The 22377-nt window shown below is 45.2% G+C and carries 21 protein-coding genes and 2 pseudogenes; 6 read left to right on the top strand and 17 right to left on the bottom strand.

Translation table 11 applies throughout. The annotated features are described in order from the left end of the window. Nucleotides 1-78 precede the first annotated feature (78 nt). On the bottom strand, nt 79-1419 hold the full coding sequence (locus ACWOEX_RS00115; protein ID WP_455297233.1) for an aspartate aminotransferase family protein: 1341 nt from the start codon (nt 1417-1419) through the stop codon (nt 79-81). A 211-nt stretch (nt 1420-1630) separates the two neighbouring features. Here ACWOEX_RS00115 and ACWOEX_RS00110 point away from each other — a divergent pair. After that, nucleotides 1631-2156 (top strand): annotated as a pseudogene (locus ACWOEX_RS00110) (branched-chain amino acid transport system II carrier protein). Further along, the gene (locus ACWOEX_RS00105) at nt 2150-2638 is read left to right on the top strand and encodes a branched-chain amino acid transport system II carrier protein (RefSeq protein WP_455297232.1); all 489 of its coding nucleotides are present in this window, start codon (nt 2150-2152) and stop codon (nt 2636-2638) included. Before ACWOEX_RS00110 ends, ACWOEX_RS00105 begins: the two are co-directional and overlap by 7 nt. A 23-nt stretch (nt 2639-2661) precedes the next feature. Here the strand turns inward: ACWOEX_RS00105 and coaE are convergent, their stop codons facing one another. From coaE to ACWOEX_RS00085, 4 genes are read right to left on the bottom strand one after another with little or no spacing between them, the layout of a single operon-like run. Continuing rightward, entirely contained in the window at nt 2662-3252 is a 591-nt protein-coding gene (gene coaE, locus ACWOEX_RS00100) for a dephospho-CoA kinase (RefSeq protein WP_455297231.1), read from the bottom strand. Continuing rightward, entirely contained in the window at nt 3245-4081 is an 837-nt protein-coding gene (gene mutM / locus ACWOEX_RS00095; protein WP_455297230.1) for a bifunctional DNA-formamidopyrimidine glycosylase/DNA-(apurinic or apyrimidinic site) lyase, read from the bottom strand. Before mutM ends, coaE begins: the two co-directional genes overlap by 8 nt. A 17-nt stretch (nt 4082-4098) precedes the next feature. Beyond that, entirely contained in the window at nt 4099-6780 is a 2682-nt protein-coding gene (gene polA, locus ACWOEX_RS00090; RefSeq protein WP_455297229.1) for a DNA polymerase I, read from the bottom strand. Next, the gene (locus ACWOEX_RS00085) at nt 6767-7336 is read right to left on the bottom strand and encodes a dehydrogenase (protein WP_455297228.1); all 570 of its coding nucleotides are present in this window, start codon (nt 7334-7336) and stop codon (nt 6767-6769) included. The genes polA and ACWOEX_RS00085 overlap by 14 nt, the downstream gene beginning before the upstream one ends. Nucleotides 7337-7505: 169 nt before the next feature. On the opposite strand from ACWOEX_RS00085, the gene ACWOEX_RS00080 reads away from it, so the two are divergent. Then, the gene (locus tag ACWOEX_RS00080) at nt 7506-8177 is read left to right on the top strand and encodes a histidine phosphatase family protein (protein WP_455297227.1); all 672 of its coding nucleotides are present in this window, start codon (nt 7506-7508) and stop codon (nt 8175-8177) included. A gap of 67 nt (nt 8178-8244) precedes the next feature. Here ACWOEX_RS00080 and ACWOEX_RS00075 read toward each other — a convergent pair whose 3' ends face one another. The 11 genes from ACWOEX_RS00075 to ACWOEX_RS00025 all read right to left on the bottom strand — a co-directional run bounded on the left by ACWOEX_RS00075 (nt 8245) and on the right by ACWOEX_RS00025 (nt 17714). Further along, entirely contained in the window at nt 8245-9138 is an 894-nt protein-coding gene (locus ACWOEX_RS00075) for a UTP--glucose-1-phosphate uridylyltransferase (RefSeq protein WP_455297226.1), read from the bottom strand. Between the two features lie 18 nt (nt 9139-9156). Further along, complete coding sequence (gene murC, locus ACWOEX_RS00070; protein WP_455297225.1) at nt 9157-10488, bottom strand: UDP-N-acetylmuramate--L-alanine ligase; 1332 nt, start codon at nt 10486-10488, stop codon at nt 9157-9159. After that, entirely contained in the window at nt 10478-11101 is a 624-nt protein-coding gene (locus tag ACWOEX_RS00065; RefSeq protein ID WP_455297224.1) for a hypothetical protein, read from the bottom strand. The genes murC and ACWOEX_RS00065 overlap by 11 nt, the downstream gene beginning before the upstream one ends. Before the next feature lie 28 nt (nt 11102-11129). After that, nucleotides 11130-11744, bottom strand: coding sequence for a YtpR family tRNA-binding protein (gene ytpR, locus ACWOEX_RS00060; RefSeq protein ID WP_455297223.1), 615 nt, complete (start codon nt 11742-11744; stop codon nt 11130-11132). Between the two features lie 113 nt (nt 11745-11857). Beyond that, on the bottom strand, nt 11858-12505 hold the full coding sequence (pcp, locus tag ACWOEX_RS00055; protein ID WP_455297222.1) for a pyroglutamyl-peptidase I: 648 nt from the start codon (nt 12503-12505) through the stop codon (nt 11858-11860). Between the two features lie 16 nt (nt 12506-12521). Continuing rightward, nucleotides 12522-13445, bottom strand: a complete 924-nt coding sequence (locus tag ACWOEX_RS00050; protein ID WP_455297221.1) for a DUF979 domain-containing protein — start codon at nt 13443-13445, stop codon at nt 12522-12524. A 1-nt stretch (nt 13446) separates the two neighbouring features. Further along, nucleotides 13447-14136, bottom strand: a complete 690-nt coding sequence (locus ACWOEX_RS00045) for a DUF969 domain-containing protein (RefSeq protein WP_455297220.1) — start codon at nt 14134-14136, stop codon at nt 13447-13449. Nucleotides 14137-14251: 115 nt separating this feature from the next. Beyond that, nucleotides 14252-14893, bottom strand: a complete 642-nt coding sequence (gene trmB / locus ACWOEX_RS00040; protein ID WP_455297219.1) for a tRNA (guanosine(46)-N7)-methyltransferase TrmB — start codon at nt 14891-14893, stop codon at nt 14252-14254. Between the two features lie 9 nt (nt 14894-14902). Continuing rightward, nucleotides 14903-15694 (bottom strand): phosphotransferase family protein, encoded by a 792-nt coding sequence (locus ACWOEX_RS00035; RefSeq protein ID WP_455297218.1) that lies wholly within the window; start codon nt 15692-15694, stop codon nt 14903-14905. A gap of 65 nt (nt 15695-15759) precedes the next feature. Beyond that, nucleotides 15760-16980 carry an ABC transporter permease gene (locus ACWOEX_RS00030; RefSeq protein ID WP_455297217.1) on the bottom strand — a complete coding sequence of 407 codons (1221 nt, stop codon included), beginning with the start codon at nt 16978-16980 and terminating at the stop codon, nt 15760-15762. After that, the gene (locus ACWOEX_RS00025; RefSeq protein ID WP_455297216.1) at nt 16977-17714 is read right to left on the bottom strand and encodes an ABC transporter ATP-binding protein; all 738 of its coding nucleotides are present in this window, start codon (nt 17712-17714) and stop codon (nt 16977-16979) included. The genes ACWOEX_RS00030 and ACWOEX_RS00025 overlap by 4 nt, the downstream gene beginning before the upstream one ends. 137 nt (nt 17715-17851) lie before the next feature. Here ACWOEX_RS00025 and ACWOEX_RS00020 point away from each other — a divergent pair, with 137 nt between their 5' ends. The 3 genes from ACWOEX_RS00020 (at nt 17852) to ACWOEX_RS00010 (ending at nt 19802) form a co-directional block, all read left to right on the top strand. Next, on the top strand, nt 17852-18298 hold the full coding sequence (locus ACWOEX_RS00020; protein WP_455297215.1) for an HIT family protein: 447 nt from the start codon (nt 17852-17854) through the stop codon (nt 18296-18298). 5 nt (nt 18299-18303) lie between these two features. Further along, nucleotides 18304-18705 (top strand): hypothetical protein, encoded by a 402-nt coding sequence (locus ACWOEX_RS00015; RefSeq protein WP_455297214.1) that lies wholly within the window; start codon nt 18304-18306, stop codon nt 18703-18705. A gap of 128 nt (nt 18706-18833) precedes the next feature. Further along, nucleotides 18834-19802 carry a peptidylprolyl isomerase gene (locus ACWOEX_RS00010; protein WP_455297213.1) on the top strand — a complete coding sequence of 323 codons (969 nt, stop codon included), beginning with the start codon at nt 18834-18836 and terminating at the stop codon, nt 19800-19802. 189 nt (nt 19803-19991) lie between these two features. On the opposite strand, the pseudogene ACWOEX_RS00005 reads toward ACWOEX_RS00010, so the two are convergent. Further along, a pseudogene (locus tag ACWOEX_RS00005) lies at nt 19992-22377 on the bottom strand (hypothetical protein); the annotation flags it as partial.

Below are 22377 nucleotides of genomic sequence, written 5' to 3'. Positions count from 1 at the left end.
CTTGTAAGTGCAAGTTTTATCGAATGAAAAAGGCACCGCAATCACGCAGTGCCTGAGGAGGACTAAATAAAATAATCATTACCATCCTTGACCATAAATCACTTGATTCTCAAGTTTCCCAAGTGAAAGTTCTTCAAAAATTTGTTCCAAGATGGTCAATGCTCGATCTAATTCATCATCGGTAATTACCAATGGCGGTTGAAAGCGTAAAACATTATCTGATATTACTGTTATTAACACACCTAAATCATACGCACGATTTGCAATTTTAAGTGCTACTTCGTGATCCCTTACTTTTTTCTCTTTATCTGAGACGATATCAATACCTATAGACAGTCCTTTGCCACGTACATCACCGATAAATTCATATTGTTTTTGACTTTTTCGTAGACGTTCAACTACCCGTTCACCTTTGCGTGTTGTTTCAGACAAAATCTTTTCGTCTTCAATGGTTTTAATTAATGCCAAAGAAGCTTCGCAGGCAATTGGATTACCTGCTGCACTAAAGCTATGCGCTGGACTCTTCAAAGCCAACATAATTTCTTTACGCCCTACAATGGCAGATAGTGGCATACCATTCGCAAGAGACTTTCCGAAAGCGATAAGATCAGGTTCAAAACCAAAATGTTCTGGTGATGTCCAAGTCCCAGTACGTCCCATTCCCTGCTGTACATCATCGACAGCGAGAACAATACCATATTCATTACAAATCTCTCTTAGTCGCTCGAAGTAATGTGGTACTGGTTGTAGCAAACCACCATCGCCTTGAATCGTCTCAACATTAATCATTGCTACTGTTTCCGGTGGGCAAATTGTCTCAAAGAGTTCAAATAATGGAGATAAATATTCATCTACCGCCTGAGACTGTTCAGCGCCAAACATTCCACGATACTGATCTGGATACGGAATATGGTAGACTTCTGCAACACCTGGACCAATTTTTTCATTCATGGTTGGTGAGATAGCTGACATTGCTAGCGCGCCATATGTTGCACCGTGATACGCGCGACTGAAGGTAATAATTTTCTGACGACCAGTATATGCACGAGCAAATTTCATCATTCCATCATTCGCATCGGATCCTGATAGACCAAACGTCGCTAATTTATCAAAATCACCTGGAACAATAGATACTAATTTTTCTGCTAAATTAGCTGCACTCTCTTGGTAAGTGTATGCTGGTAGGTAATGAACCAATTGCTCTGCTTGCTTCTTAATCGCTTCAACGACGCGTTCTGGTGTAGCACCTAAGTTCAACGCCGCAGCACTGGCTAATAGATCAATATACTCCTTACCATCTACATCAACAATACGCGCACCATGCCCATGGTCAACAACTAATGGGTAATACTCTATACGACCGGACGGTGCATAACTCTGGTGATCTTTTTCGATAATCTGTTCTGATTTTGTTGGCATAAAAATACCTCCAAATTTTAGTGAAAATTAAATAGTTAGACAATTTCAAAATTTCAGTTATTAATTATAGAATTTATGGACAAAATCGTCAACTGCCTATCACATTTTATTTATAATTGGCAAATAATTCTAAAAAGACTGTTGGTTTACCGATAGCTATTTAATATACTTTTTATATCTTAAAAAATAAACAGAGAAACGAGGAATCTTTATGAAGTGGCGAGATATTTGGATTATTGGGTTTATGCTCTTTGCGATGTTTTTTGGTGCTGGGAGTCTTATTTTTCCTGTAAGTTTAGGCTTTGAATCTGGTGCACATTATCAAACAGCAATGATCGGTTTCATGATTACAGGTATTGGATTGCCTTTAATGACGATGGTTGCTGGTAGTCTCTCGACAAAAGGATATCCTGGATTGCTAAAGCAAGTGAATCCAATTTTTTCCGTAATATTTCTCGCTATCGTTTATATTATGCTTGGTCCTTTTTCAACAATTCCTCGCATGGCGACGATATCTTATGAAATGGTCACTTGCGCTTTTTTCATTTGTATTTTTGATAATCACTATGTTCCTTGCGCTGTCACCAGATGATATTTCAGAGGCCATTGGTAAGTATCTGACTCCTGCACTATTGATCACTATCGGCATACTCATTATTCGTCGTCTGGTCGTTTATAGAGGCAATCCTTCAACAATGACTATCCCCCGTTTTAGTGAGTCACCAGCTCCATGGTAGGATTTATTGATGGCTATCTCACTATGGATTCACTCGGTGCGCTTGCTTTTACACTTGTCCTAAGTAATACCGTTAAGCAACGCGGGATTACTAAACCAACAACAGCTATCAAAAGTTCTCTATATGCTTCTGCCATCGCTAGTGCTTTGATTGGAATCATATACTTTTTCCTCATTTGGATGGGAAACCACACGAGCGTAACCAACATCCCAGATGGACAAAATATCGGCACGCATCTATTAGTTCGTGCTTCTCAAGATGGCTTCAGTGCACTGGATGTTTTGATTCTAGGATCTACCGTATTACTAGCCAGCATTACGACATCGACTGGCGTCGTATCAGCCGTTTCCAGTTACTTTCATGCTAATTTCCCTAAAATTAGCTATCGTAATTTTGTTTTTATTATCATCTCGTTTATTTTTCGTCAACATCTATTATCGAAAGCGTTTTTGTATTATATAAAAAAGCACCTACTCCCATGAGAGTAGGTGTTATAAGTTTTCATTTACATTTTCTCTAACAATTCCTCAACTTGTTGTTTAGTATTTTCAATGGTTGTCGAATTATCGATCATGTGATCTGCATGTTTGATTTTTTCTTCGAGCGACATTTGAGAGGCGATACGTTGCGTCGCTTCGCTATCGGTGAGTTGATTACGTTCTATCAGACGTTCTTTCTGTGTATTTTCATTTACCGCGACAACGACAATCATGTCACACAGTTTTTCATAACCGCCTTCATATAACAACGGCACATCCAATATAGCGAGCGGGATGTTTGTTTGTTTCACGCGCTCAACTTCCGACTCAATACGTGAGCGAATTAGTGGTTTTAAGACTTCATTCAGTCGATCACGCATTTTCTCATCCGCAAATACTTCTGCACCGAATTTATGGCGATCGAGTTCACCTTCTTCAGTCAGATAGGCTTCACCGAATGTATCAACAATCGCTTGCAAACCGGGTTCACCTTTGCGTTCCAAGTCATAGACAATCTGATCGGCATCGATCACTGGGATATCGTGAGATTTGAAGATATCGCTCACGGTACTCTTCCCCGTTGCGATACCACCTGTCAATCCAATAATTTTAGTCATGTATTTCCTCCAACGTTTGACAATGCGGACAGTAGGACGTGCCGCGTTGGTGGACTTTGATTTTTTCAATCATAGTCCCACAGCGGCTACACGGTTCACCCGCCTTGCCGTATACCTTTAGCGACAGCTGGAAATAGCCATTCTCTCCGAAAGTATTCTGATACGTGCGGATCGTCGTCCCTCCTGCATCGACTGCACGCGATATGACGGATTGGATCGCCTGCCGCAGTCGTTCAATTTCCGCATCTGACAAATCGTTTGCGGGACGCTCGGGATGAATTTGACTGAGCCACAGTGACTCATCACAGTAAATATTACCGATACCCGCAATGACTGTCTGATCGAGCAAGACGTTCTTGATCACACGCGTTGTGCGCTGAAATCTATCTCTGAGATAATCCAACGTCAATTCACTCGGTTCAGGTCCTAGCTGCAAGGCATTGATCGCTTCTGGCATCGCATCGCGTGCGACACGGTGGATGCGCCCAAACTTGCGAACATCACGATAGCGCAAGGAGCGACCGTCAGCGAGATCGATAATGACGTGCGTATAAGCATCGGGTTCATCACGCTGATCAACGACTAGCCACTTTCCCTCCATACGCAAGTGACTGATCCAGCCGTCTGTCGTCCAGTAGAAGAAGAGAAACTTGCCGCGTCGTTCGACGGTATCCAACACCTGTCCGACCATGCGCTCTGCAAATCCATCGATCCCAAATTCATCTTGGACGATACGTGGCCATTTCACAGTGATATGCGTAATTTCAGCGCCCTGCACCGTTTCGATCAACCCACGTCTGACCGTTTCGACTTCCGGTAATTCCGGCATTTACATCTCTCCCTGTTCTATTTCGCGTCGTACCAAGTATCACCAACATTAACGTCCGCCAACAACGGCACATCCCAGTCGACTGCACCTTCCATCACTTCTTTGACGAGTGCGGTCAGTTCATCTACCTCTTCCTTCGGTACTTCAAAAATCAATTCATCGTGCACCTGAAGCAGCATATTTGCTTGTAAACCGCGTTCGGCTAACGCTTGTTTCATGCGAATCATTGCGATCTTGATAATATCGGCAGCGGTACCCTGAATCGGCGAGTTCATTGCTGTACGTTCCGCAAAACTGCGCAATTGGAAACGACGGTTATTGATATCTGGTAAGTAACGACGACGATGCCATAACGTTTCCACATAGCCATCGGTGTGCGCCTGTTTCACAACTTCATCCATGAACTGTTTCACGTTTGGATATGTTTCAAAGTAACGATCAATAAATTCTTTCGCTTCGTAGCGCGGAATACCGATGTTCTGACTCAATCCGTAATCGCTGATGCCGTAAACAATCCCGAAGTTCACCGCCTTCGCCTGACGACGCTGGTTGGCGGTCACTTCCTCAATCGGCACATTCATAATACGACTCGCTGTGTCCGAGTGAATGTCCTTGCCGTCGATAAAGGCCTGCTTCAGATGTTTGTCGCCAGAAATGTATGCGAGTACACGCAGCTCAATCTGGGAGTAATCGGAACTCAATACGACCCAGTCCGGATGTTTGGACATGAAGGCACGACGAATCTGACGTCCCTCGTCGCTACGAATCGGGATATTTTGAAGGTTCGGATCCGCCGAACTCAAACGTCCGGTAGCCGTCAATGTCTGGACGAAGCGTGTGTGGATCTTCTGATCATCTTCATGAATAAAGTCGCTGAGTCCTGATACGTACGTCGATTGTAGTTTGGAAATCTGACGGTAATTCAGGATCAGATCGACAATCGGAACACCTTGGAGTTTCTCCAATTCACCTTGTGCGGTTGAGTAGTACTTCTCACCATTTTCGCCCTCTTTTTTGAGCTTCTTACCGTGTGGGAGTCCCATTTCGCCGTAGAGGACATCGCTCAACTGATAGGTGGAATTAATCGTAAATTCGTGTCCTGCTTCTTCGTAGATGGCGCCTTCGAGGTCTTTGAGACGCTGGTCGAAATCGATCTTGAGTTCATCGAGCACGTTCTGATCGACGTGAACGCCCTGTTCCTCCATATCAGCCAACACATCAGCGAGCGGTAATTCCATATCGCGGTACAGAGACATCATCTGCTTCGCTTCAAGATGTTCATGTTCGATCGGTACGAGATCCTGAATCAATTGAATTTTACGTGCGAGGTGATCGTACATATTGGTTGCATCATTTGGAATACCGCGCTTCGCACCCTTACCGTAGACTTGATCATCGGTCGGGAAACCAGAAATTTCTTCTGCCGTTGCGACTTTAGCGATGTCGACACTCAAATCTTCCGAATGGCTGAGGTAGGAGCCGATCAGTACATCTTCCGTGACACCATGCATCTGAACGCCTTGGTAGTACCACATCACGCGCTGGCGTTTCATATCGAATACCCATTTCGGTGCGTCTGAAGTCAGCCAGTTTTGGAATACATCCGATGCGACTAGAACGTCAACAGGTGCTACATAGACGCTATCGGCATTCCCCCATGCTGCCGCAATCATGGTGCCGTCATGGTAATTCTTCTCCAACATTTCCGTGTAGAAAGCTTGGGCGTCGCCTTTGAACATGTCAGCCGTGAGCTCATCGGCTGAGGTGACCACCTGATATTCGGGCACTTCGACCGAGGTCTCCGATTTAACGGCTGCTTCGCCGCCCATTTCAGACAGGAACTGATTAAAGTTCATATCCTCATAAAACTGACGCAATTTTTCATCATCACGCGCCCGCATTTCAATATCATCAATCGTCAATTCAACCGGCGCATCAGTGCGAATGCGTGCGAGATCCTTCGACATGAAAGCTTGTTCCTTGTCTTCGATCAGATGCTCTTTGCGTTTTTTACCGGAAATATCGTCGATGTGATCGTAAACGCCTTCTACCGTTTCATATTCCTTCAACAACTTCAATGCTGTCTTCTCACCGATACCTGTAACCCCCGGATAGTTATCGGAAGAATCCCCCATCAATCCCTTGAGATCGACAATCTGTTCAGGGATAATCCCATATTTTTCCTTCACGGTATCAGGGGTGTAATCTTCCATATCGGTCGCACCACGGCGATTGAGTTTGACCGTCACGTGTTCACGTGCGAGCTGGGTGAGGTCTTTATCCCCTGAGATAATGACGACATCGTATGCTTCGGCTGGCACACTGAAAGCGAGCGTCCCGATGATATCATCCGCCTCATAGTTGACGAGTTCGTAATGCGAAATACCGAAACCGTCCAACATTACATTGAAGAATGGCATCTGTTCGCGGAATTCATCCGGTGCGCTCTGACGGCCGCCCTTGTAGTCGGCATACTTTTCGGTACGGAATGTGGTCTTGCCGGCATCCCAGGCAACGAGCGCATAATCCGGCTTTTCATCATCTAAAATCTTCGTCAACATGCGATGGAACGTGTAGAGTGCATTCGTGTGCAACCCATTCTTATTAGTGAAGCTATCAATATTTTGAATCGCATAGAATGCGCGAAAAGCTAGCGAACTGCCGTCAAAAAGGACTAATTTCTTTTTAGTTGTCGCCATGTGCGTCGTGTGCCTCCTTCATATGCTCCGTGTACTCGTTCGACTGGTTGACCGTCTGTACGGCTTCATCGATATTCTCAGAGGCGCTCTTACCGTTCTCATCGAATACGAGGACGGAAAGCATGGCGTCCAAAATATTATCTTCACCGGTTTTTTCATTCAGTCCTGTCACGTGAATCATCAGCATTGAGCGCCATTCTTCCTTACGAACGATTTCGAAACTGAATGTCACCGTCGAACCGATCTCGATGGCTTTACTCTGCGAATAGTTGAATTCAACGATTGCGTTGTTGGCACCTGGGAAGTGCATCGATACAGTCCGTGTCAACACACCCATTACTGCGATGATTGGTACAAAGCCAAAGTTTTTAATCTTGCGGTCATCATTTTTTTGTACTTGACCGAGATAGTGTGGATTCGTATCTCCCGTCACACCCATATACAATAAAATATCCTGTGGTCTGAAGGATTCACTTACTTGGAATGTATCGCCGACCGTGATCTTATCTATTTCCTTTGCGATCGGATCGGTTTTTAAATAATTTTTACTAGCCATGTGTCCGCCTCCTCAAAGACTTTTCTTGCTCTACTAGTTTATCAAAGTCTGGAAGTCTGAAACAACTCAAACCCGATCTAACAAACTTTTATTGCCTAGCTAATGAATAAAGCCCTTTCTTGTGGTAAAATGTACCCAAGAAGAAATCAAATGGAGAGGAGTGAACGGTGTGCAAGCTATTCATTATTACTTTATTCGTCATGGGGAAACGGAAGCAGAGGTTAATAACATCATCGAAGGGTGGCAGGACTCACCATTGACCCCTCGAGGTATTGAACAGATGCGTGCGTTGAGTCAGAGTTTCCAGGAATTGCCGATCGCACTGGTCTTTGCGAGTCATCTCGAACGCTCCACTAAGAGTGCCGAGTTACTTGTCGAAGGTCGTGATGATGATTTAATGGTGTCGTCGATGGAAGGTCTCAAAGAGTACGGTTTTGGTGGACTCGAGGGCGAAACATTCGAGGACGCTTTCCAACCGTCGATCAACGAACGTATCGAACTATTAAAAGAACAGAAAATCCCCGAAACACAATTATTGCCCGAACTGATGGCAAATATTGCGGAGGTCGATGGATTAGGTGAAACCGAACGTTTCATCGACTTCTGGTCGCGCGTGGAAGAGGCGATGCTTCAACTGCACGATGAAGCGCTCGAATATCGTATCGATCATCAAAAATCTGAAATCAACGTGATGATTGTCGGTCATCAATTTGCGATTACCGCCTTCCTACACGAAGTGCTGCCCGACTTCGACTTAACCAATCGTCTCGATTGTGGGCATTTCGCGGAAGTTACCTATCAGGATGGACAATACACACTCGAACAATGGAACGAAAGCTAAAACAACCATCAAGTCATACAAAAAGAGAGCCACTTCAACGAGTGACTCTCTTTTCTTTTGTTTATGTTTATTGTTTCAATTTAGGGATTGCTTCGTTCTTCAGATATTCTCTAAAACCATCCGCAATTTCTGGATGATGCAGTGAAACCTGAATGCTTGCCTTTAGCATACCGAATGGTTCACCCACTTCGAACCATTCGCCTTCGTAATCTGAAGCATATAGCGCTTGCTGCTTGGTAACGGTATCGAGCGCATCCGTCAATTCTAATTCTTGCTCGGTCTGTTTCTCCGCTAATTCGCGAATCACTGGGAAGATATCCGGCGTTAAAGCATAGCGACCACATAGCGCATGTGCTTTTCCTGCTACATGTTCTGGTTTTTCAGTCAAACCGCTCACACGGTAGCTATTCGCTGCCCCGTTGACAGGCTCACCTGACATAATGCCGTAATGGGTGGCTTCTTCCTCAGACACTTGCTGCGTGAGCACGGTCATTGCCTGGTTCTCTTCAAACGCAGATATCACCTGCTCAGAAGCAGTCGGCTCGCCATCCGCACTGAAGAAAATATCGTCTCCGAGTGCGAGTAAGAACGGTTCATCGCCAACGAATGATTCGGCTTCGAGTACCGCGTTTCCTAAGCCGTTTGGATAGTGCTGACGTTTGAACTGGACGTTGCCCAAGGTTGAACGACGAACCATTTCAAGCATTTCAATTTTTCCTTTTTGTGCGAGATTATTCTCAAGCTCGATGTTCGCATCAAAATGATCTTCAATCGCACGCTTATTGCGGCCCGTAATAATCAGGACTTCCTCAATACCACTCGCCAAGACTTCTTCAACGATAAACTCAATGACGGGTTTATCGACAATCGGCATAATTTCCTTCGCCAATGCTTTCGTCGCAGGTAAAAAACGTGTACCCATGCCGGCCGCTGGAATGACCGCTTTACGAATCTGTTTCACTGATATTCCCTCCTAACGCTACTCGGCGTTATTCGCCTCCGTCAGTGCTGCAATATAATCATCCGCATACTTCATCACATCACCCGCACCCATAAATAAGAGTACCGCATCGTGATAGACGAGTAACTGATCAATCGTTTCCTTCGTCAAATGCTTCGCTGGTGTCGTCATCTTCGTGGCGATATCCATACTTGTGATTTCGTGTTTATCCTGTTCACGCGCAGAAGCAAAAATATTACATAGATACACTTCATCTGCCAGACTCAAGCTCGCCGCAAATGGTGTCAGTAACGCCTTTGTACGTGAATACGTATGCGGTTGGAAAATACCGATGATCGGACGATCTGGATATTCCTGACGTGCAGCCTGAATCGTCGCCTTGATTTCAGATGGATGATGCGCATAATCATCGATCAGGATATTCGAATCAACCGTACGTTCATTGAAACGACGCGTCACCCCGCCAAATGTGCCGAGACTGCTGTTCACGACATCGGCTGGGAAACCTTCGAAGTAACAGAACGCGATGACTGCGGTCGAATTCAAGATGTTGTGATCACCAAATTGATTGATGTGGAAACGACCATAGAATTTATCTTGAATGTATACATCAAAGGAAGACCCGTTCGTATCCTTTTCGATATTCGTCGCGACGATATCGTCTTCATCACTGAAACCGTAGTACCAAATATCTGGCAGGTCTTTGAAGCGAGCCAGCATCGGGTCATCACCATAAGCGATCACTTTTTTCTTCACTTGGTTAGCGAATTGACGGTTAGCATCGTAAACTTCTTCCAGATTGTGGTAGTAGTCCGGGTGGTCGAAGTCGATATTCGTGAAGATCGCATAATCAGGCTTGTAAGCTATGAAATGTTTACGATATTCATCCGCTTCTAAGACGAAGTAATGCGAATCGCTCGCACCATTCCCTGTTCCATCACCGATCAAGTAGCTCGTTGGGATATTATCGTTCAACACATGACTCATAATCCCTGTGGTTGTCGTCTTACCGTGTGAACCAGTAATCGCGACACTCGTATACTTCTTGATCCATTCACCTAAAAATTCATGGTAGCGAATCACCGTATTACCGAGTGATTTGGCTTGGACGATTTCTGGATGATCATCTGAGAAGGCATTCCCACAGATAACGGTCATTCCCGGTGCAATGTTGTCCTCTGAAAAAGGGAAAATTGGAATTCCTGCTTCGTTCAAACCTTTCTCAGTGAAAAAGTGTTCCTGAACATCGGAACCCTGTACCTTGCAACCGGTACCGTGCAATACGAGCGCTAATGCACTCATACCTGTGCCTTTAATACCTGTAAAGTGATAAATTGTTTCAGTGTTCATGACGTTTATTTTCTCCATTCGTTTCCTTTTTTAGATAAGGTGGGAGATCACGATCCTCCGTGACGTAGCGTTGTTTGAAGGTCTGTTCTGAAATTTCAGGTTCTCGTGATTTTATCCCCGAAAAATCAATCGAACGTCCCGCCCGTTGGTGACTTTGCGTTGTACGACGTATAGCTGTCGATGATTGCGAGGAGGCCGGCTTCGATGCTACCGACTTTGACTGAGACGGTGGCTTCGGCTGACGCACCTGTGACTGTTCTGTCGCAACACGCGAAGTTTTGGATCGTTCAGTGTTCTGCCAAATAGATGGGACTTCCGTCCGTCTAAATGGCTGATGGTTACGATATTTCCGATAGTCTTTGATATCCTGGCGCAACTTCTGGTAATAGTCTTTCTTATCTTCTGTACGCGAAATCGGTTGATTCGCTACCTGCTTTGATGGCTGCTTCTCAGTTGGCGCCTGATTGGTAGATTGACGGTACGGATTTAAATAATTGGGAAAATCAACCTTATATCCTTCACGTGGACGCTTATTTCGCTCGGTCGATGCTGATGAGCGAGGCGAACGCGATGAACGTCTGCGCGTGTGGTATGTTGTTTCATCCCAATCCATCTTCCGATCACTCCCCAATACTAATTAGTTACTTCAATACTTCTGTCGCTGGCGTACCTGGTGCAACAGGTTCATCGAGATCAATGATCCCTTTTAATTTGTGTTCTGGATCAACACCCAGTTCATAAGCTGAACATAACATACCGATACTGTCGACCCCGCGCAATTGACCAGGACGAATAATTTGACCGTCAGGCATTACCGCATCCGGTAACGCAGCGATCGTAGTCATCCCTTCATGTACATTCGCGGCACCACAAACAATCTGTACGGTTTCGCCACCGATATCCGTTTGCGTGATGGATAAATGATCTGAATCCTGATGCGGTACGCACTCTAATACTTTGGCCACAACGAGGCGCGGTGTGCTATCAATCTGAACAGGATCAAAACCGGATTCATAGAGATGCTGATTCAACAAATCAATCTGTGTCGCATCCAATGTGACGTGTCCGGTCTCTTCTAATTCGAAGTAATTTGAAAGATCAAAAATATTGTATCCGTATGTCTCATTGGTTTCTTTATCAAAGATTCGTGTAATATTTGCTTGTGTTTCTGTAGCCACTTGCTCCTTCTGCAAATCGCCTGCGACGAGCATTAACACATCGCCAACGCCCTTCGGATTATAGAAACTTAACCACATACTCTGATACGCTCCTTTATACTTTTGCTTGTTATTTTTAACATTTTTTTGTTAAATACTAAGCGGCATATTCCGAATGATTATAACCTTTTCCAAACAAAAGTGCAACGTTACTATTCGGTCTTCCCTTCGACGGTTTTGAGGTCTTCCTTGCCATCAAATTGCACAATGGCGCGGATTGCAGCGGTGATGCCGCGCACAATATCTTCCAAAGCCATCGCTGGTGTACCGGGACGTGAAACGACCTGTTCAGGTAGGAACGGAATATGCATGAATCCCGCGCGTTTCCCCTTAAATTCAGTGTTCGTCAAATACAAAGTTTGATACATGATGTGATTGCAGACGAACGTTCCAGCGGTGTTCGATAATTCGGATGGTAAGCCTTCATCACGAATCGCTTTTACCATCGCCTTAACCGGTAATTGACTGAAATAAGCTGGTGCGCCGTCTTCTCGGATCACGCGATCGATCGGCTGATTCCCTTCATTATCTGCAATACGTCCGTCATCGCAGTTGATTCCCACACGTTCAGGCGTTAAACCAAAACGTCCACCGGCTTGCCCAATGTTGAAAATTACGTCGGGGTTTTCCTTAATGATCGCTTCACGGACAACATCCGCAGACTTATCAAAAACTGTTGGAATTTCTAATTTAACAATCTCTGCACCTTCGATCGTTTCCGGTAGATGTTTCACCGCTTCGATCGCCGGATTCACCTTATCGCCGCCAAATGGATCAAAACCTGTAACTAAAACCTTCATCGAAAATCATCCTTTCTTAAAATGCCCAAACATACATCAATACAATATGAAAAATTAATGTCACGATTGCGAACGGAATTTGTGCTTTTAGCACGCCATTCTCATCATTCATTTCTAAAATAGCGACTGGTAATACATTGAAATTACCTGCCATTGGCGTCATCAACGTACCACAGAATCCCGCTGTCATTCCAAGAGCAGCAACAATTACTGGATCGCCACCCTGCATAATAACAAACGGAACACCGATACCCGCTGTAATAACGGTGAAAGCAGCGAATGCGTTCCCCATCACCATCGTGAACAATGCCATACCAAGAACATAGGCAACAACACCAGCGAAAATACTCCCTTCTGGTACTGCTCGACCAATTAACTGACTGACTACTTCTCCAACGCCTGATGCCACGAAAATCGCGCCCAGAGCGGCCAATAATTGTGGTAGGATAGCCGTCGTTCCGACATCTTTTACCATCCGTTCACTTTCATGAACAACTTGTTTTGCAGATGGCTTGAATACAACCAATGCAACAACTAGTCCTGCAAGAGAACCAAATGCCAGAGAAGTCGCACCTGCTTCAGGAAAAATAAATGGTACGCTCAATGCACCGACAGATAATGCAATCATTGGAATAAATACCTTCCATCGCAAGCGATCTGCACGCGCCTTGATCGTGTCAGTATCTTCAGGTTGCTTTTCACCAGCACCATACTGTCTGAATAAAGTAATAACAGCGATAATGCAGACTAGAATCCCTGAAATAATACTTGGTAACCATTTCCCAAATACAAAGATGATTCCTAATACAAACCAGAACAATCCTGTTCCAATACGTTTACTATTCGTGTGATCTCTAAAAGCACTGAAACTGGCTAAGAAGAACATTAAACCAGCAATGATATAAAAAAATTCAAGTGCGATATCGAAAAAATTCTGCATATTACTTCGCCTCCTTTTGACTATCAGCGAAGTGGTTATCGAGTTTGCGATCAAAGTGCCAGTTCCAAACCCATCCTAAAATCCAAGTGAATAAAACTACTGGTAATGATGCTAGTGCGATGTCCACATTAGTGACAGGGTAGCCGAGTTCCTTTAATGCACCAACAATCAAAAGCACCCCACTAGCGCCCACAAAGGCTTGCTGTGAGAAAAAGTTTCCAAAGTTTTCTGCAGCAGATACTTGTCCTTTAACGAGATCTTTCGCAAAGTCGTCGTTTTTGCCATATTTTGTGGTAATCGCAGCCTGCGCCATTGGTTCGACAATTGGTCGAATTAACTGAATATGCCCGCCGATACGAATTGACATAATTCCCGCAATTTGGCGTAGTGTCAGATATAATGTGACAAATTTTCCAGCGGTTAATTTTTTGAAACGTTGAATCAAATTAACAGCTGAATAACGCATACCGTAGCGTTCAGCGAGTCCCACCATCGGAAGCATCAGCACAAAAAACGTCACGTAGCGTTGCTCTACGAATGAGCCACCCATAATTTCCAAAAATTCTTTTATCGACAATCCGCTCACCAACGCAGTGGCTAAACCAGCAATAACTACGACAGCGAGTGTATCGAGTTTAAAGACAAACCCAACAACGATAATCAAAATCCCTATTAATTTCACATATTCCAAGGTTATCTCCCCCTTAATCAGTAATAAGGAGTTTATTGTACCATAAACGTGAAAACCTTTTCGTTAAAATTAGTACATGAAAAAAGCAAGTACTTCATGTACTTGCTCCATTAGTCTATTTAAATACGGCGCGCAGGTAATAGATTGGCTGACCTTTCGCGCTAAATTTATCTTCATATTCGGTGGTGACATTATCTTCTGCTAATTCACTCTCATGCAGGTCTAAAGATACCTCTTCAAGCACCATGCCGTATTGTGAGAGGCTGGCGAGTGAATACTCAAAAAGACCGCGATTGTCCGTCTTAAATTGCAGATAGCCGTCTTTGTCTAAAATCTTTTCGTATTCAGAGAGAAAACGTTCATTCGTCAGACGGCGTTTCGCATGACGACGTTTTGGCCACGGATCAGAGAAATTCAAATATAATTGATCGACTTCACCCTGCTCAAAGTATTCCGCAATCTCCTGACCGTTCCCATTGATAAAACGTAGATTCGTCAGCTCTGTTTCTAACGCCTGCTCCAACGCCATCACGAGAACATCAGACTGTAACTCAATGCCGATGAAATTCTGTTCGGGATATTTCTTCGCCATGTTGATAATGAACTGCCCTTTACCAGTCCCTACCTCAACATGAAGCGGTTTATCATTCCCAAACACATCATTCCATTCACCCGCATGTGCCTTAGGTTCAGGAACCACCCATTCCGGATGATCCCCAATCATATCGCGTGCCCATGGTTTGTGTCGAACTCTCATAATACCTCCTTACAGTGCGGCCGCATGCATGACTTGCTGCGCCAAATAAATACAATGATTATACGTGTAGTGATTATTGCGCTGGTAGGATTCTGATGCCACGCGCAACAGATGGAACAACTTATACCACTGCAGATGTTTCTGTTCTTCCGAGTCAAGCATCATTCCATAAGCTGATAACCACTCTTCATGCGTTTCATCTGGAATGTACTGGACGAATAATTGACTGATATCATAAAGCGGATCAGCCAATTTCACCATTTCCCAGTCCACCAGATAGAGACGCCCATTTTCTCCTAAGAGAAAATTACGGCGATTCAAGTCGCCGTGGCATACCGTCAACGCCTCATGATTGAGCGTTGGTGCAGTGTCTTTTAAGGTTTGAATAATTTCTCTCACATAACGTGTCTCACGGAAAGCAGCAGGACTATTCGCTAATAAATCGTCAAGAAAACGTTCAGCCTGCCACTCTTCACCGTCGACCTTCTCTAGCATACGTAAGAGATAAGGTGAATTCTGATAGCGATGAATCAACTGTGTCACCATCGCCGTGCACATTTCATCACGTGTGAGAATCCGACCATTCATCCATTCCTGTGCCGAATAGGTATCACCATTGGCCACGCGTTGTGTCCAAATCAATCGTGGCGTGATACCCTCCATCGCTACCGCTGTGAGGAACGGTGAGGAATTACGCTTCAAAAAAATCTTTTCTTCGTTGTATGTTCCCATAAACGCCTGTCCAGTCGCACCATCTAGCGGATGCAAGATCCACTCGCGCCCCGTCCATTGATCATTCATTCGCGTAATTCCTCCTTTCTGTGTTTCTTTTTTAATGTATTACTGTTTTTTTCGATAGCGGAATATTACTGTTGTTTCCGATAGCGGAAAGGCAAATATACCCATAAATATAATACGACAGTCGCTATTGTAACAAGGATTGCCGGGAAAATAAAACCTGGTGTCGCCAAATAATGCCAAATCGCCACCATACTTGTGACGATTGCGGTCAGACTGAGCGGCAAACCCAACCAGCGTGCACCATCCTTAGCCTTATGGGACGTCGTATTCGGATAGATGCGCAAGAGCGGTTCACGATCATAGCTATTCATCAATGGCAACAACTGCATACCATTCATTAGAATTAATAGAGCGATGATCACGAGGCTAAGCCAATGCGCAGGCAAGAAAAACGTGACAACCGCTGTAAAGAGCGTCAAACGCACCCACAAGCCGAGCCAGAAATTCTGACGCCAGAAAGTCCGTGAATAGAGAAACGGATACGGTGTACGGCTTGCTTGTTGGTTGACAAGCAGATGATCTACCCATTTGCGACGTTTCACCGCCATCATACGGTGCGGTACATCCACAAACAGACTCAGCACCGCATCAACCTGCTGTTGACGACGGTTTTCCTGATCGATCAGTCGTTCCCATTGCCATGTTCTAGAAGCCTTCACGCGTCGTACTAATAGGAAGGTTAACCCAAAAATCAGTACGCCGCATATTGGATAGAGCCAGATCTGATAGTTTAATGTCCCCCACAGGATCAACGCATGGGCGACCATCAACACAAAATGGCTATAACGCCACGCATCGCCGGACTGCTCGAACGTCTTGGTCTGTGTAAGCAGCATCGCCCACTTGAAACCGAGTAGAGCGATCAACATGCCGATAAACGTGAGACCTGAAAACTCACCGACACGACTCAAGAATGGCCAGCTGACCGCTAACACGCCGGCCAAAAACGCACTCGGCCAGCGCAAACTGTAGCGAAATGCTGAACGCATGTATTCCTCGAAATGTTTCTCAGCCGGCAGCAAGAAAACGATATCTGCATGTTCAACAAACGTCGCTAGCTGTCCAACCAACAATAACAAGGAAATTATAAGCACCCAGAGGATGACCCATCGCTGTGGGACACTGCCTGGTGTCAATGTCTGAATCCACGAGGCATACTGAAAAGCAAGTGCCCCGAGTAGAAACATCAACGCCAATACGAAATGATCATTGAAGATATACTTGAAATAGCCGAACACACGCTTCTGTTGCTGCTTCGATCGCTTGGTAAAGAGTTCTGTCATCATTGAACCGTCCCTCGCGCGAGTGCCAAGTAGATATCCTCTAAGGTCGCATTGCCCATCTGCCACTGTTCGCGAATCTCATCCAACGTCCCGAGTGCGCGAATCTCGCCATCCTTCAAGAAGATGAAACGATCGCAGTAACGCTCCGCATTCGCCAAAATATGTGTCGACAATAAGACCGAGTGTCCCGATGCACGTTTCTCTAACAGCATATCGGTGAAATCCGCAATAGCGAGTGGATCCAAACCTACAAACGGTTCATCCACCACGTAGAGCGGCGTATCGAGCATCATACTGCAGATGATCATGACTTTCTGCTTCATCCCTTTGGAGAAATGCGCAGGCAGCCACTCTAAGCGTTCCGTCAATCGGAACTGATCCAGGAGTGGCTTCGCACGATCCATTGCTTCCGCAGCCGATAATCCATAAACCTTGCCGATCATTTCGATATGTTCGCGCAAGGTCAACGTATCGTAGAGAATCGGTAATTCCGGAATATAACTGAGACTGTGATGATAGGCCTCAGCATCTTCCGCAATCGTTGTACCATTGAGACGAATTTCGCCTTCGATCGGATTCAATAACCCGATAATGTGTTTCATCGTGGTACTCTTGCCGGCACCGTTCAATCCGATCAAGCCGACAATTTCTCCAGATGCTAGCGTAAATGTTAAATCTTTAAGTACCGCGCGATGGTGGTAGCCACCGCTCAAATTTTTCACTTCTAAAAGACTCATTTGTTTTTCCTTCCGCCTGTCACTGATCCTTCCATTTTAACAAACCAAACCGCGAATGACTATGTTACTTATACAACTTTTTTGTGCATGTTATGCTAGAATAGAAATGATTATTATAAAGAAGGAGCGTGTTTTTGATGCGTACCATCGATGAAAATTGTATCTTTTGTAAGATCGCAAATGGCGAAATCCCAACACATATGGTGTATGAAGACGATGACGTGGCCGCATTCCTAGATGCAGGACAGGTGACATTCGGTCATACCCTGCTCGTCCCGAAATATCACCTCAAAGATATCTTCGCTTATGACGATCAAGATGCACAGACCGTCTTCGCTCGCCTACCAAAAATTGCCAAGGCCGTGAAAGACGCTTTCCCTGACGTCAAAGGGGTTAATATCCTCAACAACAACGGTGAACTCGCTGGACAGTCCGTCTTCCACAGTCACATCCACATCATTCCACGCTACAGCGATACGGATGATTTCGACCTCAAGTGGCAACCGCAACCAGAAGACACCTACTCAGCAGAGGAACTCGACGATCTCGCCAAGACAATTAACGCACAGATTAAGGAGTCATAACACATATGTTCAAATCATTTATCAAAGGATTAGTTATCGGTGGTGGTGTCTTCGGCTCCATCGCCCTACTCAACAACAAAAATACTGGTGACGTCAACCGCCAAAAAGTCAAAGACTACAGTCGCGAAGTCGAAGGGGCGACCCGTTCATTAACGCAGAGCATCGCGAACTTACAGAACGCCTTCACCGACCTCGCGGCTCAGAGTCAGACCACACTCGTCAGCGTACAGAAGAGCGTCTCAGATATCAGTTCGAGCTTCATCGATCGCTCAGAACCGCAGTTGATGAACTTAATGCATCGCGTTGATCAACTCAAACACGACCTCAAAATTGCACAGGATCGTTTGGAAAGTGCGAAAGCACGCCACGTGGATGAAGAACCTGAAGACAACGAAAACGACGACTAAATCACAACTGAATAACTAAACATTAATAAAGTATGAAGTTTCCATTTCAAAACGGGAGATTTCATATTTTTTTGTGGAAATATGCTATGATTCCAGAAAGACTCTAACAAGGAGATTGATACACACTTATGAACAAAAAATTACTAACCACAGGAATCGCCATGCTCAGCACCCTCACACTTGCTGCATGTGCGAATAACAGTAGCAATGCAGAAGGCAATATCGTGACTGGAGAAAATATCGCCATCTCTAATGAAGACTTCATGAAAGAACTTAAAGATACCGCCGGCGAATCGATTCTCTCACGCATGATCCTGACCGAACTCTTCACCAAAGAAGTCGGTGAACCGAAATACAAACAGCTCGATCAGGCCGCCGATGCCGCTGTTAAAACCTCCAAAGCGCAGATCGGCGAAGACGGCTTCAACAACCTACTTCAACAGATGGGTGTCGGTACCGAAGAAGATTACCAGAATAACTTGCTCTTCTATTCATTGATGAATGAAGTATTACCGAACTACATCGAAATCACTGATGAAGAATTGAAACAGGCATACGAAGACTACCAACCGGAAACGGAAGTCTCACATATCCTAGTCGATGACGAAGAAAAAGCGAAAGAACTCATCGAACGTGCGAAGAACGGCGAAGACTTCGCTGAACTTGCGAAAGAAAATTCTACGGACGATCAGACGAAGGACAACGGCGGTTCGCTCGGCAAACTTGACAACACGGGAATTATGCAGCTTCAGGAACCGTTCCGTAACGCAATGAAAGATATCGAAGTGGGACAGATTGGCGACGAACCAGTACAGACCTCCTTCGGCTATCACGTCATCAAGATCGACAGTCGCGAAGACAAACCAGCGCTCGACGATATCCGCGATGACCTACAAAAACAGGTCACCGCTCAAAAAGCACAGCAGGATAACGTCGCCGTCACTAAAGCACTCAAGAAACTCGTCGACAAGTACAAAGTCGAAGTCACGGATGATGACCTCAAATCTGTCATGGATCAGTTCGACCCTGAAAAAGTTCAGCAGAACCCATTACAACAGACACCGGGACAAACCCCAGCACCTGCACCGCAGGGATAATCATATAACACATCTAAAGCACCGACATGACGCGCAATGCGATTGTGCCGGTGCTTTTTTGTGCACAAAAAAATCCCGCACAGCAATGGGGAAACTGTACGGAATTCTAGAGGTATACGTGTATTGGGGAGATTAATTGTAGTTGTTAGTTATATGCAATATGTATTTAGTGTTTAATTAGTGTTTATTTTAGTGGCGTTTCTTAAACGTCATGCCGAAGCCGAATGTGCTCAAGAACAAGCCGAGACCGAGCGGCAAGATGCCGAACTCTGCACCAGTTTGAGGTAATGTCTGTTGTGCGGAACCTTGTTCAGGGGTTTTAGCAGGTTCTGCATTCGTAGACGCTTTCGCAACAGCACCGCTGTGGGAAGTAGCTGGTGTGTTAGTACCTGGCACTTGGTGTCCCGGTTGACCTGAGGTGTGCGTACCTGGTTCGTCAGGCGTTTCCACGTTTGGCATACCCGGGGTTTGGGTATGTGGCTTGCCTGGAGTGGTTGTTCCTGGATTTTCAGGTGTCACTTCGCCTGGGTTCTGAGGCGTTTCTTCATCAGGTGTACCTGGTGTTTCAGTGCCCGGTTCTTCCGGATCTTCTTCACCTGGGTTGTCTGGCGTGTTACCGTCTGGGGTTCCTGGTTCCTGAGGCGTTTCTTCATCAGGTGTACCTGGTGTTTCAGTGCCTGGTTCTTCTGGATCTTCTTCACCTGGGTTGTCTGGCGTATTGCCGTCTGGATTACCTGGGTTTTGAGGGGTTTCCTCATCAGGTGTACCCGGTGTTTCAGTGCCTGGTTCTTCTGGATCTTCTTCATCTGGTTTTTCAGGTTTACCATGGATGTTACCAATTTCAACCATTGTGAAGTCGTTCTTCACGATAATCACATCACCGGAGACCGTAATCATCACATTTTGAATACCAGTTGGGTTCTTATCGCCTTCTGGATCTTTCACGTGACCCGCGTTAATCACACGACCATCAGTCAATGTAATCAACAAGTCGCCAGCTTCATTGATCTTCGCATCTTGAACGCTGACAGGTTCTTTATCCGTACCGTAGTGGTTGTGGATTGTCGTTTCGCTGCCGTCTGTGTAGTGAAGCACGAAGTCACCATCTTTGTTGATAGTGATGTTCGTAATCACAGTCACTTCTGCAGGTTCTTCAGACTTATCGAAGTTGATCTCCTTCGTTGAACCGTCAGTCAATGTAATAACGATCGTGTTGTTGTCCTTGTTTACGATTGAAACAATACCAACGCCGTCCTTACCATTTTCACCAGTGACTTTACCAGCGTTTTCAGTAGAACCATCGCTGAAGACTAAGATCAATTCACCGTCTTGATTGATGAAGGTTTCAGTGACAGAAAGTCCGTCTTTACCGACAACCTGACCGAGGTTATCTTCGCGACCGTCTGTGTATTGGATGTGGAGGTTACCGTTCTGGTCGATATACGCACCAGTTACGCCAACGCCGTCTTCACCCTTGTCACCTTTATCGCCTTTGTCTCCCTTATCACCTTTTTCACCACGTGGGATGAAGATTGTCTTACCGTCACTGAATGTTACGGTTGTACCTTTTTCATCCGTTACCGTATTTGTGATAGTGATCGATTCACCAGGTTTACCATCTTTACCGTCTGGGATAAAGGTTCTGTCAATCTCATTGTTCTTATCATCAGTGATGACTAACCAATGACCAGTCTGACCTTTGTATTCGCCAGGTTCAGTGTAGGCGTGGATAGAAGAGCCATCTTTACCATTTTCACCATCGAAGACAAATTCACGGTCGATTTCTTCACCGGTTTCTTTATCACGGAAGATGATGATTGTACCTGGACGACCATCCTGTTCACCGCGTTGAGCGATAACAGTTACAGATTGTCCATCCTTACCATTGCGAACCGTTTCACTACTGATGACGTTGCCATCTGGATCGATCACAACGACATCGAATGAGCCGTCACGGTTAGGAACAATCTTCACGCTGTTTCCATCTTTACCGTCTTTACCTGGCTCACCCTGAGGACCTTGTGGACCCTGAGCTTTAATACCAGTATCAACCGTTCCAATGAACCAGTTTCCGTTTTCACCGATATGTGGTGTTACACCATTCTCGCCATCTTCGCCATCTGGGATGAAGTAGGTGTCGAATGATACGTAAACTTCACCGTTTTCATCGTATGCAGGAGTTGTAATGATAACGAAGTGTCCATCTTTACCGTTTTCTTTACCAGATACGACGTTGATGATTGGGGAAAGACCGTTCTTGACAGTTTCTCGTTCGATTTCTTCGCCATCCGGTGTAACGATTACGACATCAAATGTACCGTCTTCGTTAGGTTCAATCTTAACGCTGTTACCGTCTTTTCCATCCTTACCGTCTTCACCATCGTTACCGTTTTGACCGTCACGAATGATTTCTTCACGGATGACTTCGTCTACGCCTTCAGTGTATTCACCGTCGCCGTCCACGTCGAAGTAGAATGTGATCGTTGTTGTCTTCGCTTCTTCATCGCGTTCAGTAGTTACAGATGGGGTGCGTCCGTCATCACCATCTTCACCATCGTTACCGTTTTGACCGTCA

This window comes from Aerococcus vaginalis, from assembly GCF_053762225.1.
Note: the sequence above shows the minus strand (reverse complement) of the source record. Positions and strands in the feature narration are given on the sequence as shown.

What these genes read in the sequence shown, in the direction of transcription:
- ACWOEX_RS00010 (WP_455297213.1), top strand. Translation starts at nt 18,834, where the DNA reads ATGAACAAAAAATTACTAACCACAGGAATCGCCATGCTCAGCACCCTC.
- coaE (WP_455297231.1), bottom strand. Translation starts at nt 3,252, where the DNA reads ATGACTAAAATTATTGGATTGACAGGTGGTATCGCAACGGGGAAGAGT.
- pcp (WP_455297222.1), bottom strand. Translation starts at nt 12,505, where the DNA reads ATGAAGGTTTTAGTTACAGGTTTTGATCCATTTGGCGGCGATAAGGTG.
- ACWOEX_RS00035 (WP_455297218.1), bottom strand. Translation starts at nt 15,694, where the DNA reads ATGAATGATCAATGGACGGGGCGCGAGTGGATCTTGCATCCGCTAGAT.
- ACWOEX_RS00020 (WP_455297215.1), top strand. Translation starts at nt 17,852, where the DNA reads ATGCGTACCATCGATGAAAATTGTATCTTTTGTAAGATCGCAAATGGC.
- polA (WP_455297229.1), bottom strand. Translation starts at nt 6,780, where the DNA reads ATGGCGACAACTAAAAAGAAATTAGTCCTTTTTGACGGCAGTTCGCTA.
- ACWOEX_RS00025 (WP_455297216.1), bottom strand. Translation starts at nt 17,714, where the DNA reads ATGAGTCTTTTAGAAGTGAAAAATTTGAGCGGTGGCTACCACCATCGC.
- ACWOEX_RS00105 (WP_455297232.1), top strand. Translation starts at nt 2,150, where the DNA reads ATGGTAGGATTTATTGATGGCTATCTCACTATGGATTCACTCGGTGCG.
- ACWOEX_RS00015 (WP_455297214.1), top strand. Translation starts at nt 18,304, where the DNA reads ATGTTCAAATCATTTATCAAAGGATTAGTTATCGGTGGTGGTGTCTTC.
- trmB (WP_455297219.1), bottom strand. Translation starts at nt 14,893, where the DNA reads ATGAGAGTTCGACACAAACCATGGGCACGCGATATGATTGGGGATCAT.
- ytpR (WP_455297223.1), bottom strand. Translation starts at nt 11,744, where the DNA reads ATGTGGTTAAGTTTCTATAATCCGAAGGGCGTTGGCGATGTGTTAATG.
- ACWOEX_RS00115 (WP_455297233.1), bottom strand. Translation starts at nt 1,419, where the DNA reads ATGCCAACAAAATCAGAACAGATTATCGAAAAAGATCACCAGAGTTAT.
- murC (WP_455297225.1), bottom strand. Translation starts at nt 10,488, where the DNA reads ATGAACACTGAAACAATTTATCACTTTACAGGTATTAAAGGCACAGGT.
- ACWOEX_RS00085 (WP_455297228.1), bottom strand. Translation starts at nt 7,336, where the DNA reads ATGGCTAGTAAAAATTATTTAAAAACCGATCCGATCGCAAAGGAAATA.
- ACWOEX_RS00065 (WP_455297224.1), bottom strand. Translation starts at nt 11,101, where the DNA reads ATGGATTGGGATGAAACAACATACCACACGCGCAGACGTTCATCGCGT.
- mutM (WP_455297230.1), bottom strand. Translation starts at nt 4,081, where the DNA reads ATGCCGGAATTACCGGAAGTCGAAACGGTCAGACGTGGGTTGATCGAA.
- ACWOEX_RS00030 (WP_455297217.1), bottom strand. Translation starts at nt 16,980, where the DNA reads ATGATGACAGAACTCTTTACCAAGCGATCGAAGCAGCAACAGAAGCGT.
- ACWOEX_RS00050 (WP_455297221.1), bottom strand. Translation starts at nt 13,445, where the DNA reads ATGCAGAATTTTTTCGATATCGCACTTGAATTTTTTTATATCATTGCT.